7 protein-coding genes are annotated in these 14,247 nt (G+C 68.3%); 3 read left to right on the top strand and 4 right to left on the bottom strand.

The window, feature by feature from the left end; all coding sequences use genetic code 11:
- Nucleotides 1-46 precede the first annotated feature (46 nt).
- From QTH90_RS20825 to radC, 3 genes are all read right to left on the bottom strand, one after another.
- The gene (locus QTH90_RS20825) at nt 47-8,719 is read right to left on the bottom strand and encodes a hemagglutinin repeat-containing protein (RefSeq protein ID WP_286666474.1); all 8,673 of its coding nucleotides are present in this window, start codon (nt 8,717-8,719) and stop codon (nt 47-49) included.
- A 19-nt stretch (nt 8,720-8,738) separates the two neighbouring features.
- Complete coding sequence (locus QTH90_RS20830; protein WP_286666475.1) at nt 8,739-10,505, bottom strand: ShlB/FhaC/HecB family hemolysin secretion/activation protein; 1,767 nt, start codon at nt 10,503-10,505, stop codon at nt 8,739-8,741.
- Nucleotides 10,506-10,670: 165 nt separating this feature from the next.
- A complete protein-coding gene (radC, locus tag QTH90_RS20835) occupies nt 10,671-11,348 on the bottom strand; it encodes a RadC family protein (protein ID WP_286666476.1) in 678 nt (225 codons plus the stop codon).
- A gap of 35 nt (nt 11,349-11,383) precedes the next feature.
- Here radC and QTH90_RS20840 point away from each other — a divergent pair, with 35 nt between their 5' ends.
- The 3 genes from QTH90_RS20840 to QTH90_RS20850 are packed head-to-tail and all read left to right on the top strand — an operon-like array spanning nt 11,384 to nt 13,778.
- The gene (locus QTH90_RS20840; RefSeq protein ID WP_286666477.1) at nt 11,384-11,872 is read left to right on the top strand and encodes an FKBP-type peptidyl-prolyl cis-trans isomerase; all 489 of its coding nucleotides are present in this window, start codon (nt 11,384-11,386) and stop codon (nt 11,870-11,872) included.
- On the top strand, nt 11,869-12,834 hold the full coding sequence (ispH, locus tag QTH90_RS20845; RefSeq protein ID WP_286666478.1) for a 4-hydroxy-3-methylbut-2-enyl diphosphate reductase: 966 nt from the start codon (nt 11,869-11,871) through the stop codon (nt 12,832-12,834). The genes QTH90_RS20840 and ispH overlap by 4 nt, the downstream gene beginning before the upstream one ends.
- Nucleotides 12,831-13,778 (top strand): threonine/serine dehydratase, encoded by a 948-nt coding sequence (locus QTH90_RS20850; RefSeq protein ID WP_286666479.1) that lies wholly within the window; start codon nt 12,831-12,833, stop codon nt 13,776-13,778. The genes ispH and QTH90_RS20850 overlap by 4 nt, the downstream gene beginning before the upstream one ends.
- A gap of 4 nt (nt 13,779-13,782) precedes the next feature.
- On the opposite strand, the gene QTH90_RS20855 is transcribed toward QTH90_RS20850, so the two are convergent.
- On the bottom strand, nt 13,783-14,199 hold the full coding sequence (locus QTH90_RS20855; protein WP_286666480.1) for a VOC family protein: 417 nt from the start codon (nt 14,197-14,199) through the stop codon (nt 13,783-13,785).
- Nucleotides 14,200-14,247: the final 48 nt, after the last annotated feature.

A 14,247-nucleotide genomic window follows, 5' to 3' on the forward strand; every position in this document is an offset into this window, starting at 1 on the left:
TCTGCATCTCTACTTCCAACAGGTGTGCATTGTCGATGGAGCCGGGCTAGGTGCCCGAGGGCTTCGTGGCGCCGGTTGCAGCGGCCGCTTTGTCCTTGGCTTTCTGAGCTTGCTCCTTGGCCGCGTCGGCCTTCCTGGACGCGTCCTCCTTCGCCTGCAACTTGGCCTTGGCTTCAGCCGCCGCCTTTGCGGCCGCTTCCTTCTTCTGCGCGGCCGTAGTGGCGGGAGCTGGCGCAGTGGCTTTGGCCTGGCCGCCCTGGTTGATCACGATGCCGCCCGAGCCGCCGTCGAGCTTGACGCTCTGCGAGCTGCTGCTCTTCTGGTTGTCCACGTACACGTCCGCGACGCCGCTGCCTTTTTGCTGGGCGTTGGGATTGACCGGCGCCTTGGCGGTTGCTGCGGCGGTCGTGGGCGTGGCCGGTGGCGGCGTCGCCGGCGGCTTGCTGGCGCCGCCGGCGGCCGGCGTGCCGTTCGCGGACTTGGTGGTCGGCGTCGGCGGAGGAGGCGTGGCCGGTGGCTTGCTGGGCGCCGGCGGGTTGCCCGCAGCTGGCGCCTTGGTCGCCGGCGAAGCAGGAGCCGGCGCAGGCGCAGGGCTGCTGCCCGCGGCCTTCTTGGTGGGCGACATGCTCGAACCCGAGCCGGAGGCCGAGAAGCCCACGGTCTCGGAGCTGGACGTGCTCTTGGCCTCCTTCTGGACGAAGGCGCCGCCGACATCCGCCACGATGCCGTTCGCAGCCTTCACCTGGGTGCCTTCGAGCGTGGTATTGCCGCCCGACGACAGCTTGATGGCGCCCCCGCTGGTGATGCCGCCCGCGGTGGCGGTGTCGCTGCTGGACTTGGAGGTGCCCACGCCGAGCGACGCCTCTCCGCTGCGCGTGTCCATGGTCTCGCCGCCGGTCTTCTTGCCGCCGGCCGCGCGGGTGCCGCCCACGTGTTCCTTCTTGCCGCCCGAGGCGGACGCGGACACGTCGACGCCGACCGAACTGCTGCTCTCGACCTTGCGCGCCGCGTTGATGGTCAGCGCACCGCCAGCGGCCACCGACACGTCGCCCTGGTTGCTGGAGATCTGCGTGCCGGTGAAGGTCGCGTCGCCGCCGCTCTTGATGGACAGCGGACCGCTGCCGCTCCGGATGCTGCCGGCCACGTCTTCGTTGAGGCTGCTCTTGGACTCCGCGTAGCCGACCGCGGCGCTGCCGCTGCCGCCCGACTTGCCTGCCGTGACGCCCACTTCCACGCCCACGTCCTGGCTGCTCGACGACGCGGTGTTCTTCGCGGCCGCGAAGTCGACCTTGCCGCCGGCGTCCACGCTCGCTGCGCCGCCGGCCGCGATGTTCGTGCCTTCGAAGCGCGTGTCGCCCGTGGTCTTGACCGTGACGTTGCCGCCGGCCTGGATGCCGCCCACGACCGCCGTGCTGGAGCGGCTGACGCTCTTGCTGCCGTCGTAGTTGACGCCGACGCTCACGTCCTTGTTCACCAGGTCCACGCCCACGGAGGCGCCGGCGCTGGTGTTGCTGGAACTGGAGCTGCTGGTGTTCTGCGCCGCCTTGTAGTCGAGCGAACTTGCGCTCAGCGACACATCCTTGCCTGCCGAGATCTGCGTGCCTTCCATCGTCGTCTTGCCGCTGGAGCTGCTGTTCACGCCGCCGCCCATCCGGATGGTCGAGACCACCGCGGTGCTGGTGTTCGACTGCTCGGAGGCGTTGTCGTACTCGTAGCTGGCCCGCACGCCCGCGCCCGCGCTGACCTCCTTCTTGACCGGCTTGCTCGCGCCGGGGCCCGCTGCCGCCGTGGCGGAAGCGCTCGCCGATGCCTCGGCATAGGCGCCGACCTTCGCCGTGTGCGTCGTGCTGTCCGACGAGCTGTACGTGGTGTCGGCCGCCGCGAGGCTCGTGATGGTCTGGGCCGACTGGTTGAGCGTGCCGCTGCCTTCGATGCGCGTGCCCTGGTCGGTGATGCTGTTCGTCGCCTTGCGGTTGATGTCGCCGCCCGAGGACAGGCTGGAGGTCATCGCCTGGGTCGAGCCGTCGAGCGTGCTGGACTTGGTGTTCGATCCATACAGGCCCACCTCGATGGAGGCCGAGGCCTCGCCCTTTGCGCTGGCCTGCGCGCCGATGCCTGCATTGGCGCCCGCGCTGCCCTTGACATCGGCCTTGGCCGTTGCGTACAGGCCCGCGGTGGTCGTGTCGCTCGTGGTGCTCACCTGGTGCACGTCGTTCACGGCCTTGAAGCTCATGTCCGTCGCGTTCAGGTTCATGTCGCCGCCGGACTTCATGCTCGAGCCTTCGAGCGCCAGGGTGCCGGTGGCGTTCACATTGAGTTGGCCGCCCGCGTTGATGGCCGAGCCCTGGTGCGTGATGTCGAGCGTGTCCTTGGTCGTCTTGGTGTGCTGCACCAGGTCGACATGGTTCTCGGACGTCGCCGAGGCCTCCGCGCCCGCCTGGGCGCTCGCGCCCGGCGAACCCTTGCCACCGGCAGCCTGCGCACTGGCGCCAGCCTCGGCGCTCGCCTTGTTGTCCGAACTGGCCATCAAGCCGACCGAAGTCTTCGTGGTGGTGGTGCTGGAAGTCGATTTGTCCTCAGCGGCCAGCAGGTTCACGTTCTGTGCATTGACGGTGGCCGTGCCGCCCGTGTTGATGGTCGAGCCCTGCAGGTTGACGTCCTTCGCCGCGTTGACCGTGAGGTCGCCGCCGAAGTTCAGGTTCGAGCCCACATGCTTCAGGTCGCTGGTGTCCGTCTGCGTCGTCGTGGTCGAGCTGAGCGCCAGGCCCGCGGCGCCGGTGCCCGCGGCACTGGCCGAAGCCTCGGCGGAGGCAGACGCCACGCCACGGCCGGACGACGCTTGCGCCGAGGCTCCGGATTCCGCTGAGCCCTTGCCCGATGCGCTGACCTGCAACACGCCGGTGTTCTTGGTGGTGGTGTGCGTCTCGTCGTAGTTGCGGCCGGCGAGCACGTTGACGTTGGTGGCGTTGATCTCGCCCTTGCCCTTGACGTCGAGGTTCGAGCCTTGCACGGTCATGTCCTTGCCGGCCGTGAAGCTCGCGTCGCCGCCGACCTGCAGGGTGCTGCCGACGTTGCGCACGGAGAGGCTGTCGGTGGTGGTGCTGGTCGTGCCGTAGAGCGAGTTGTTCATGCCGACGCCGCTGGCCTTGCTCTCGGTGTGCGTGGTCGTGCTGTTCTCGCGTGCGACGATGTTGAGATCGCCGCCAGCCTTCAGGTCGGCGTTGCCGCCCACCTTGGCATCGGTGCCGGCCAGCGTGATGTCCTTGCCCGCGTCGACGTTGAGGTTGCCGCCGACGGTCAGGCCCGACTTGAGCTGTTCCACCTGGGTGGTCGTGGTCGTGGTGCCACCGCTGCCGTGGTCGACCTTGTATTCGCCGACCGTGGTGCTGGTGGTCTTCTTCTCGATCGTGTCGAAGGTGACGTTGCCGCCGGCCTTGAGGCTCGCGTCGGTGCCGGCGCTCATCGTGGCTCCGATGTTCGCGATGTCCTTCGCAGCATCCAGCTTCAGCGAGCCGGTCGATTCGATGCCGGCGGTCTTGCCGACGACCGTGTTGTAGAACTGGTCGTTGCCGCTGCCGCTGCTGGCCGTCTTGTTGACGATGCTGCCTTCCGTGGATGTCAGGCTGACGTCGCCGCCCTTGATCAGGCCCGACAGATTCGTGATGTCGCCAGTCGAGGCGATCACGAGCGCCTTGCCGCCGACGATGGTGCCGCCGGTGTTGGTGAGCGAGGTGAGGTTCAGGTTCGCTTCCTGCGCCGAGATCACCGCGCCGGTCGCGACGGTGTTTCGGGTGCTCTGCGCCAGGTAGACCACTGGCGCGAGCACGACCTTGCCGCCGATCTCGGTTTGCACCATCCACACGATGTCGTGCTTGAGCGCCGCCTGCTGGTCGGGCGTGAGCGCCTTGCCGTACTGCAGGCCCAGCGCCTGGCTGTCCTGCGCGGCATTTTCCATGAGGCCCTGCATCTGCTTGTCTGCATTCTGGTAGCTGGCCAGGAGGGTGTTGCCGGTCTGCGCGATCAGCTGCTGCTTGACGAGGTAGGCCTCGTAGCTGGCGTCGCCCAGGCGCTGGCCGATCTGGTCGGGGTTGTAGCCCAGCAATTTGGAGAGGTAGTCGGAGCCCATGGTCGCCGACCCCACCATGTACAGCGGGTTCGTCTCCACGAGGTAGCGCGCGCCCGGCGTCTTGGCGATGACGAAGTAGCCGTTCGGGTTTGTCGGCAGCGTGACGTTGATGCCGCCGAAGGAGGTCCCGGCCACGCCGTTGGCTGCGTTGTCGGACAGGAAGCTTCGGCCCGCCGCCAGTGTCGCCGTGCCGGCGCCCGCGAAGGCGCTGCCGCCCAGCGCCAGCGTGCCGCTGGCTGTCTCGGCGAGATCCTGCGCATCGGGGGCGCTGCCGCCGGCGGTCTTCTTGACGTTGACCGCCTGTGCATCGGCCGCCCGTGCGACCTGGATGGTGCTGTTGTTGGCGGTCACCCCGGTCGAGCCATTGTTGTAGAGCGCGAAGCCGGAGCCCGTCAGCGTGCGCGCGAAGACACCGGCCCCGACCGACGAGATGACATCCGCGCCGGTTTGCGACGAACCCTGCGCAATGGCGGTGGCCTTGGAGAGGACGGTGTCGTTGCCGGTATAGCAGTCATCGCCGTTGGAGCAGTGGCCCTGGTACCAGCCGGAGTCGTTGTAGGTATCGGATGCACCCACGAGCGCCTGCCAGTGGATGTAGTGGAAGTACTGGCTCTGGTAGTACTGCCGGTTGAGCGCGAGGTCGTCGTTACGGAAGCTGGCGCCGCTGGCGGTGCCGAGGAGGTTGACGTTGAAGCCCGAGACCACGCCGCCGATGTTGTCGAACGCGTGCGAGAAGTTCGCGTTCAGCGTGCCGCCAGCGGAGAGCAGGGGCTTCACGCCCGGCGCCACGCCGCTCGCGTACTGCTGGTACACCTGCCAGCTGTCGGTGTAGTTCCAGCGTTCGCGGTAGCCGTTGTGGCCGTCCCACTTCTGGTAGCTGTCCTCGGTGGTGCTGCGTGCGCCGGTCACCCAGGTCCGGTCGTCGCCGCCGTACACCACGTTCTGGATGTCGGTGGCGTTGATCGTCAGGTTCGTCCCCGCGTTGACGGCACTCTGGTTGAGGAGCGTCCTGGCATTGAGCGTGATGGCGCCGTCGGAGTCGATCGAGCCGACGTACGCGGTGCGCGTGCCCGCGTTCGTCAGCGTGCCCTGCTGCGCGTTCGCGACGAGGGCGGTGCGGCCGTAGAGTGCACCCGCGTTGGTGAAATCGCCGTTGGACGCCGTTGCCGTCAGCGTGCCCAGCGCCGCGATGCCGCCGGTGGTGCTGTTGGTGATCTGCGGTGCAGTGAGGTTCAGGTCGCCGCCCGAGAAAAGCAGGCCGTTGTTGGTGAGCGCGTTGTCGACGTTCACCGTGGCCGTGCCGCCGACCTTGGCGGCCAGCACGCGCGCGGTGCCGGTGGCGTCGCCCGCGAGCTTCAAGGTGGCGGCGTGCAGCGTCATGTCGCTGTCGGAGGCCAGCAGGGCGTTCTTCTGGAGGTCGATCGTGCCGACGTCGATGTCCACCGTCCTGCCGCTGGCGCTGCGGCCCTGTGCAAGTGCGAGGGTCGAGCCGGCGCCCTTGACGCTCAATTCGCCGCCGCTTTGCAGCGTGCCGCCGATCGTGGCGGTGTAGCTGGCGCCGGCTTGCGCCGCGATGCCCAGGTCGCCTGCAGCGAGGATGTCGCCGGTGCCGCTCAGGCCGCCGGCGCCCAGGTTGACGACGAGGCCACCCTGCGATTGCAGCGCGCCGGCGTTCGCGATCGTGGTCGCCGACACCGTGCCGGAACCTGCCGGCGCCGCGCCGGCTGCCGCGCCCATCGTCACCACGCCGGTGCCCTGGTTGGTGAGGGTGCCGTCCGCCGTCACCTGGCTGTCGGCGGCGCTGCCGCCCTGCACGATGCCTGCGTTGTCGATGCTGGCCGCGTGGATGTCCAGGCGGTCGCCCAACAGCTTGCCGCCCGCCTGGTTGGTCAGGCCGGAGGACGCCGTTGCGATGCCGAGCGTGCCGCCGGCCTGCACGGCGCCGGCGTTGGTGAGGCCGCTGGCCACGGTCATGCCCAGGTTGCCGCCGGCGCGGAGGGTGGCTGCGGCCTGGTTGTCGATGCGGTTCGCGACAAGGGTCGCGTCCTGCTGCGCCTGCATGGCTCCGCCGTTGGTCAACGTGCCTGCCACGCGCACCTGGCTCACCGCGCCGCCGCTCTTCGTGGAGAGTAACCACGTGCCCTGGTTGTTCAGGCTCGAGGCATCGACGGTGCTGGCATCGGCCGCCTGAATCCAGGCGCCTGCCTGGTTTTGCACGTCGGCGGCCTTGAGTGCGAGCGTGCCGTCCGCGATCAACTGGCCGCTGTTGTCCAGCGTCTCGCTGGCACTTCCGTTCGCATCGGCGAGGTCCAGCGTGCCGGTGGCATGGATCTTCCCGCTGTTGTCGATGGTGCCGTTCGCGCGCACGACCGTGTCGCCGGAGGATGCCGTGACGTAGCCCGCGTTGACGAGGCCCTGCGCGGCGTTCAGCTTCACGTCCGCGCCGCTGAGCGTGGCCCCGGCGCCGTTCGCCAGCGTACTGCCGCTGGAGAGCGCCAGGGATTGCCCGGCCTGCAGCACTGCGCCGGCCGCGTTGGTCAGCGCGCCGCTCGCCTGGGCCGAGAGCTTGCCTGCGGCCGCCAGCACGCGGCGGTTGTCCAGCGTGGCAGCAGTCAGTGTCGCGTCGCCGGCCGACTGGATGGTGCCTGTGTTGGTCAGGCTGCCGCTCACGTCCACACGGTCGGTGCTGCCGGCTTGTTGCGAGAGCAACCAGGTGCCCGCGTTGTCGAGCGTGTCGGCGCCGATGGTGCTTCCGGTCGCTGCCTGGATCCAGCCGGTTGCGCTGTTGTCGAGCGAGGCGGCCTGCAGATTCACCGTGCGCGCAGCAAGCATGTCGCCGCTGTTGGTCAACTGTTGCACGGCGCTGCCGCCGCGGCTGGTGACGACGATGTCCTGCGCGGCGCGCACGCTGCCGCTGTTGCCGAGCGTGCCGTCCACGCGCAGGGTGGCGCTGCCGGTGACGGCGATGATCTTGCCGCTGTTGTCCAGGCTCGCGGCGTCGATGGTGTTGGCGCTGCCGGCTTGCATCCACCCGCTGTTGCCGACCGTGCTGGCGCGCGTCGTCATCGCCTGCGCGGCCAGCAGGTTGCCGGTGTTGTCGAGCGACTGGCTCGAGCCGCCGGTCGCGTCGCCGATGTCGAGGTTCTGGCCCGCGTTGATCGTGCCGCTGTTGGCAATCCGCGATCCGGCGCGCAGCGTCACATTGCCCTGGTCTGCGCTCACGACGCCTGCGTTGGTCAGGCCCGTCTGCGCGTCGATGTCGATCCGGCCACTGGTGCTCTGCACGCCCTGGCCGTCGCCGCCGACGATCGAGACCTGTCCCGTGCTGCCCAGATGCAGGTTGCCGCCGGCGCGCAGCGCCGCCGTGCCCAGGCTCAGGTCGCCAGCGGTGGCGACGATGTCCAGTGCGCCGCCGGCTTGCAGGTGCGAGCCTTCGCCGGCGTCCGAGCGCGTGGCGCTGGCCTGCAGATCGGCACCTGCGATCAGGGTGCTGGCCTTGACGTCGAGCCCGCCCTGGCTCGCGACGAGGCGGGTGTCGCGCGCGGCGTTCAGCGTGGCGCCGGTGAGCGCGACGGCGGCGACGTCGTTGCTGGTGCTGGCAACCAGCACGTCGCGCTGCGCCGAGATCTTGTTGTTCAGTTCCACCCGGCCCGCTGCCGAGAGAGTGAAGTCTTCGGCGCTCGCCGCCGCATCGCCGAGCATGCGCACGCCCACGCCGGCTTCCGTCGCCGTGAGCCTGATGCGGTTGGCGTACATGCCGCCGAGCGCGGAACTGTCGATGGAATAGGTCGGCGCCGTACCGGTCGCGCCCACGCTGCCCGTGACGGCGCGCGTGCCGTAGTCCCACGCGTTGGTGCCGGTGGTGATGGAGAGGTCCTGCGCGTTGATCGTCCCTTCGATCCGCACCGAGCGCGTCACGAGGTCCAGCACCTGCTGCGCCGTCGCGTTCAGGCCGTTGCCGGTCACGAGGATGTCGCCCTGGCTCACGTTGAAGCCGCCGAGGCTGCCGTCGGCGCGCATGAAGGGCAGGCCGGTGCTGAGCGTGACCCGGTCGGTGTTGATGAAGCCGCAGCCGGCGCAGGTGATGCCGTAGGGGTTCGCAAGCACCACGTCGGCCCTGCGCCCCAGCACTTCGGTAAAGCCGGCCAGCGTGCTTCGGTTGTTGGCGATCACCTCGTTGAGGATCACGCTCGCCGGTGCCGCGACGTTGTAGTTGGCCATGATCTGGCCAGCCAGCTGCGAGCTGTACGCGATCTGCTGGGTCGTCGTGTTGTTGAGGATCAGGCCGGCCGCGTTGACGTTGAACTGCTGATAGCGGTTGTGCGAGAGGCCCGCCGCGTTGGGATTGGCGATGTTCACGACCGTCACGCCATTGCCCGCGACATAGGCATTGGTCTGCCCGCCCGGCGCCACCACGACCGACGGCGGCGGCAACAGCTGCGCCGTCGCGAGGCCCGCGCCAAGTGCGGCCGCGATCGCGACGACGGCCGGGCGTGCGGACTTGCTGCTCTTGCCGCGGCCGCGTGCGTTCTCGGCAACGGCGACCCAGGCGTGGCAGGCGGTGTTCCAGACAATGCGATAGATGTGGTTCATGGCGATTCCTTCGTCGGGGTCACAGCGAGTAGGAGAGGCGGACGCTGTAGAGCGTCCCTTCGCTCGGCATCGAAGCCGGCAGGTGCGCAGCGCGCGAGGCAAAGAGGTCGACGCTCAGGCCGCGCCACAGGAATGCGACGCCGAGCGTGACGCCCGACATCGAGCCGGTGGGCACGCCGGGCGCGTTGTTACCGACGGAGCCGAAGTCGTAGCCCGCGTAGGCGCGGCCCGCCAGCACCTGGCCGCCGAGCGAGACCTGCCAGGGCAGCGAGAGGTCGTTGCGCCAGAAGTAGCCGGTGTCGCCGCTCAGGGTGTTGAGCATCGATCCGCGCACCGAACTCGCGCCGCCGATGAGAATCTGCTGCGAGCCATAGAGCGTGTCGGTCGTGTACTGGCCGCTGAACTGGGTGGAATAGAGCAGCGGCTGGCTGCCGATGTCGAAGCGCCGGTTGAAGCCCGCATCCAGCACGAACTTGCCGAACTGCGCATGCGGCAGGTATTCGGGCAGGTTCGCCGGATCTTCCAGCGCACCGAAGATCCGGAGGCCGCGCACGTACCCCAGCCTGGCGTTGAGGATGCCGCCGGCCCCTTGGGTGAAGCCCGTCGCGCCGATGTCCAGGGTGCTCAGCTTGCGGCTGCTGACCGCCATGTATTCGCCGCCGAGGAAGTTGCGCGTGTCCTGCGCCGTCAGGCGGCCGGACAGCGAAATGCGGCTGGCCTGGTCGCGGAAGACCACCCGGTCGGCCGAGAAGCTCTGGGTGGATGTGGTGCCTTCCGAAGCCAGCTTGTAGCCGCTTGGCAGCTGGAGCGTGTTGACGTAGTTGCTCTCGCTCGCATCCAGGCTGAAGGTGTTGTAGCCGAAGGGCACCGCGGCGCGCAGTGCGGTGGTGTCGGAGTTGTGCTCGCTGTCATGCGGCACCGACTGGCGGCGCGTGATCGCGATGAGTTCATTGAGGCCCAGGAGGCTGTCGAAGCTCACCGTGGCGGACACCCCATCCCGGCCGGTCGATGGCGTGCCGAGGTTGTCGTAGGTCGCGAACAGGTTGACCGGCGTGGTCGCCTTGTTGCGCACCACCACCACGCTCTGGCCGGGCTTGGTGCCCGGCTGCACGTCGAGCGTGGCGGAGTTCGAGGCCAGGCTGTTCAGCTGGTCGATGCCTTGTTCGAGGTCGCGGAGGTTCAGCAGGTCGCCCGGCCGTGCCGGGAAGGCGCCGCGAATCGACACGGCAGCGTCGGGCCGGCCCGATTGCTCCAGATCGAAGCGCTCGATCGACCCCTCGACCACGGTGATCTCGAGCACGCCGGTGCGCAGGTCCTGCGCCGGCAGGTACGCCCGCGTGGTGATGTAGCCGCGGTCGATGTAGCTCTTGGTGAGCGTGGCGAGGATGGCCTCGAGGTCGCTGGCGGCGAGGCAACGGCCTGCGTGGTCGCGAACGAGGCCCTGGCGGACTTCGTCGGGCAACAGGCTGGCGCCGCTGATCCGGATCTCGCGGATGTCTCGGCAAGGCACACCCAGATCCGGTACGGAGATCTGGGGCGTGATCGGCCCGAGGTCGGTGCCGCCGCGTGGCGCTTGCTGAAGTGCACGTTCCTGCTCTTCCCGCAGTCTTTCCTGCTGCTGGCGTTCGATGACCTGGTTCTGGCGGTCGATGGCTCGCGGGTCGATCTGGGCCTGGGCCGTCAAGCCCAGAAGCAGCGGCGGCAGGGCCAGCAGCGAGGCAATATGTAACCGGATGACGGCCCGGCGAGGCACGGTCGAAAGAGGGGAGAGAACAGCGAGAGGCATTGGGCGCAGCCGTGGATCGAGCCTGGACCGGGTGCGGGATGCGGCCCTTGGCGGGCGTCCGGGTGGCTTCTTTTGGCGCGCGAACTTTTACATAAAGTTTCAATATTGAAAATCACGGAAACCGGTGGTTCCGCTCTGGAGCCCCCGCGCAGGGCTTGGGGACGATCAGACGAGGCCGCGCTCGGCCATTGAAAGGGCGCCGCCCTTGGCCACGATCACATGGTCCAGCACCCGGATGTCGATGAGCGCCAGGGCGGACTTGAGCGTCTGGGTGAGCGACTCGTCCGCCCGGGATGGCTCCAGGCAGCCGCTCGGATGGTTGTGCGCCAGCACGACGGCCGCTGCGTGGTGGTGCAGGCCCCGGCTGACGACTTCTCGCGGATAGACGCTGGTCTGCGTGAGCGTGCCGCGAAAAAGCTCCTCCATCGCGATCAGGCGGTGCCGGGCATCCAGGAAGAGGGCCGCGAAGACCTCGTAGGGCCGCGCGGCCAGATGGAGTTGCAGGTATTGCTTGACCGCCTCCGGCGAATCGAAGACGGTGCGTTCCTTCAGGCGTTCGGCGAGCACGCGGCGCGCGAGTTCGAGGACCGCCGCCAGTTCCGCGCGCTTCGCGGTGCCGCCCAGCCCCTTGACGCGCTTGAGATCGTCGGGCCCGGCATGGAGCAGTCCGGCAAGGCCTCCGAAGTCGTCAAGCAGCTCCTGCGAGAGCTGCAGGACGTTCTTTCCGGGGATGCCGGTTCGCAGGAGCAGCGCCACCAGTTCGGCATCGGCCAGCGCCCCGGCGCCGAGCCCCATGAGCTTTTCGCGCGGCCGCGCTTCTTCGATCAGGTCCTTGAAAGACATGGCGCATTCGGGGTTCAAGCCCCACTCCCTAAAATATGGGCCCCAGTCTATCGGGACTCCTCACCTTGTCTTCGACCTCCACCGCCCCCGTCGTCACGGCCGGTTCCTTCCTCACCCTGCACTACCGGCTGGCCGGGCCTGCGGGCGACATCATCAATACCTTCCAGGACAAGCCTGCCACGCTGTCACTGGGCACGGGCGAACTCTCGCCGGCGGTCGAACAGCGGCTGATCGGCATGGAAGAGGGCACGCACGCCACTTTCGAGCTGCCCGCCGGCGACGCCTTCGGCGACCGCAACCCCGAGATGCAGCAATGGGTGGCGCGCAAGCTGCTCGCGCAGATGGGCGATCCGGACGAGCAATACGCCGTCGGCGACGTCGTGCAGTTCCCCACGCCTGACGGCACCGGCAGCTACGCGGGCGCCGTCATCGAATCGAACGAGACCGCGGTGCGCTTCGATTTCAACCACCCGCTCGCAGGTCAGCCCGTGACCTTCGAGGTGAAGCTGATCGGCGTGTTGTGAAGACCATCGAGGAAGTCATCCTCGCGGAGCCGCGCGGCTTCTGCGCAGGCGTCGACCGCGCGATCGAGATCGTCGAACGCGCCATCGCCAAGTTCGGTGCGCCGATCTACGTGCGCCATGAGATCGTGCACAACACCTACGTGGTCAACGAGCTCAAGGCCAAGGGCGCGATCTTCATCGAGGACCTGGCCGACGTGCCCCCGGGCGCCACGCTTGTGTTCAGCGCCCATGGCGTCAGCAAGGCCGTGCAGGCCGAGGCGCGCGAACGCGGCTTCGAGATCTTCGACGCTACCTGTCCGCTCGTCACCAAGGTGCACGTCGAGGTCGCGAAGCTCGCCAAAGAGGGCTACGAATTCATCATGATCGGCCACAAGGGACATCCCGAGGTCGAAGGCACGATGGGGCAGCTGTCGAGCGGCATCCATCTGGTGGAAGACGTGGAGGACGTGGCGCACGTCTCGCCGGCGCAGACGCTGAAGCTCGCGGTCGTCACGCAGACCACGCTGTCGGTCGATGACGCGGCCGAGATCTCTGCCGCCGTGCGTGCGCGTTTTCCGAACGTGCGCGAACCCAAGCAGCAGGACATCTGCTACGCGACCCAGAACCGCCAGGACGCCGTGAAGATCCTGAGCCCGCAGGTTGACCTGGTGATCGTGGTGGGCAGCCCGACCAGTTCCAACAGCAATCGCCTCCGCGAACTCGCGCAGCGCCTGGGCACTGAAAGCTACATGGTCGATTCGGCTGCGGAGCTGAAGCCCGAATGGTTCGAAGGCAAGACCCGCGTGGGCCTCACGGCGGGTGCCTCCGCGCCCGAAGTGCTGGTGCACGAGGTGATCGATCGCGTCAAGGCGCTGGGCGCTGTCTCGGTGCGCAAGATGAACGGCATCGAGGAAACGCTCAAGTTCCCGCTGCCCAAGGGCCTCAAGCTGGACGACATGCCCGCGCCGGGACATATCTCGTGAGCTGGCGCAGCGACATCGAGGCCGCATCGCGGCGCATTCACGAGCGCGCGCCGCACTTCCTGCGCGAGACGCCGCTCTGGAAGTTGTCCGGTGAGGCCGTGGGCCTCCAGTTGCCCGGCGTCGAAGTGTGGCTCAAGCTGGAGCATCTGCAAGTCAGCGGCAGCTTCAAGGCGCGCGGCATGATGAACCGGCTGCTCGCCAACGACATACCGACCGCCGGAGCGATCGTCGCGTCCGGCGGCAATGCCGGCATCGCGACCGCCGCTGCCGCGCAGGCGCTCGGCGTGCACTGCGCGGTCTTCCTGCCCGAGGTGTCCACCGAGGCCAAGCGGGCACGGTTGCGCGCGCTCGGTGCGGAAGTGGTGGTGGGCGGCGAGGCCTACGCCGACGCCCTGGCCGCCTGCCTCGAACGCCAGCGTGAAACCGGTGCGCTCCTCACCCATGCCTACGACCAGCCCGAAGTGGTCGCCGGCGCAGGCACGCTCGGACGCGAGATCGAGCAGCAGGGCGGCTTGCCGGACTCCGTGCTCGTGAGCGTCGGCGGAGGCGGCCTGATCGGCGGTCTCGCGGCCTGGTTCGAACAGCGCAGCCGCGTGGTCGCACTCGAGCCGGAGCGTGCGCCGACGCTGTTTCGTGCGCGCGAGGCCGGGGAGCCGGTGGATGTGGAGGTCGGCGGCGTCGCGGCCGATTCACTGGGTGCACGGCGCATCGGCGCTATCGCCTGGGACGTCACGCAAAGCCACGTGCGCGACGCGTTGCTGTTGCCTGACGACGCCATCCGCGCGGCGCAACTCTGGCTCTGGAAAGAACTGAAGCTGGCCGTCGAGCCGGCGGCGGCCCTGCCGCTGGCCGCATTGCAAAGCGGGGCCTACGTGCCGCGCGAGGGCGAGAAGGTCTGCCTCATCGTCTGCGGCGCCAACGTCGATCCGGCAACGCTGAACTGAGCGCTCAACTGCTGGCGGGCGGCTGCTCGCAGTTGACCATCCACGGCACGCCGAACTTGTCTTCGAGCATGCCGAAGCCCGAAGACCAGAACGTCGCCGCGTAGGGCATCGTCACCTTGCCGCCGGCGGAGAGTGCGTTAAAGAGCTTTTCGCCTTCCGGGACGTCCTTCGCCTGCACCGAAAGCGAAAAACCCTTGTAGCCGTCGAAGGGGTAGCCGGGCGGCAAGTCGGACGCCATCAGCTTGTCGCCGCGTGCCTCGAGCGTGGCGTGCATGATCTTCTGCTTGTGCGAATCAGGTGTTTCCTTGCCCATGGGGCTTTCGCCGAAAGTCATGCTGAAGGCGATCTTGCCGTCCAGGCACTTGGCGTAGAACGCGAGCGCTTCGGCCGCGTTTCCGTTGAAGGTCAGATAGGCTTCCATTGCATCTCCATGAGGTGAGCAGGCAGGGGAGAACGATCCTACGCGCAC

Source organism: Variovorax flavidus (assembly GCF_030317145.1).
Taxonomy (GTDB): Bacteria; Pseudomonadota; Gammaproteobacteria; order Burkholderiales; family Burkholderiaceae_C; genus Variovorax; species Variovorax flavidus.